Annotated in this window: 1 protein-coding gene; it reads left to right on the top strand. The window is 63.2% G+C overall.

Annotation, left to right across the window (positions count from 1 at the left end; translation table 11 throughout):
• Nucleotides 1-198: 198 nt before the first annotated feature.
• Nucleotides 199-1,070, top strand: an 872-nt coding sequence (locus tag RXV88_RS23550) for an IS110 family transposase (RefSeq protein ID WP_316296175.1), incomplete at its 3' end; no start/stop codon positions are given.

Raw genomic sequence — 1,070 nt, forward strand, 5'->3', positions numbered from 1 at the left:
GCGTCCTGACCCTTCTGTATCTGCGCTCTGCTAAACTTGCCCCGTCACCGGCCCCGGCCAGGGTCGGTGACGGGGTGGTGCGCGACGTCTGACCCTTGTGGCATGACCACGCTTCTTAGCCTGTCGGCACCGCCTCTCTTCATCGTCTCGAACAGTTGATTGCGGCCTTGCAGGACCGCGCACCAGAAGGAAGAGAGCATGGACAACCTATCACATGGCCGCGTTATCGGCATAGATGTCAGCCGCGACTGGCTTGACGTTCATTGCCTCTCCGATGGGCATCGCTGCAGAGTGCCGAACGCTCCAGCGGGTCACGCTGCTGTGGCGGATCTTGCCCGGGTCCGGGATGCCGTCGTCTGCTTTGAATCGACTGGCGGCCAGGAATGGCGGCTGTGGGCGGCTCTGGAGGCAGAAGGTGTTGCAGCCCGGCAAGTGCCCCCCGCACAGGTCAAGGCGTTTGCCCTAAGCCGTAGTACGCGCGCCAAGACCGACCGGATCGATGCGGAACTCATCGCCCGCTTCTTTGCCTTCCGGCCCGAGGCAGGCCGCAGCCTGCCCCCAGAAAAGCTGCGTTTTCTCAGAGCCTTGACGTCGAAACGGGCTCAGCTGGTCGAGATGCGCAAACGGCTTCTGGCCCAAATCCGCGCGCACCAGAAACTGGGGACCGCTGCGATGTTCGAGGATGTCGACAGCGAATTGAAGCAACGGATCGACAGCCTCATAAAGGAGCTGGAAGACAGGATCACCCGGGCCATCGCGAGCGACGATCACCTGTCCGAGACGGCCACCGTCCTCCGCTCCATCCCGGGGATCGGCCCGGTTGCCAGCACGATGCTGATCGCCGAAATGCCCGAGATCGGCACCATCACTGGCGAAGAGGCCGCCGCGCTCACTGGATTGGCACCCGTCGCACATGACAGCGGAACTCTTCGTGGAAAACGAGCCATCGCCGGTGGGCGCCGAGCGCTGCGACACGTGATGTTCCAGGCAGCCTTGGTGGCGGCACATCACAACCCAAGCCTGAAGTCCTTCGCAGATCGCCTCCGAAAGGCCGGCAAGCCGCACAAAGT

The organism is Aestuariicoccus sp. MJ-SS9 (assembly GCF_032586235.1).
Taxonomy (GTDB): Bacteria; Pseudomonadota; Alphaproteobacteria; order Rhodobacterales; family Rhodobacteraceae; genus Aestuariicoccus.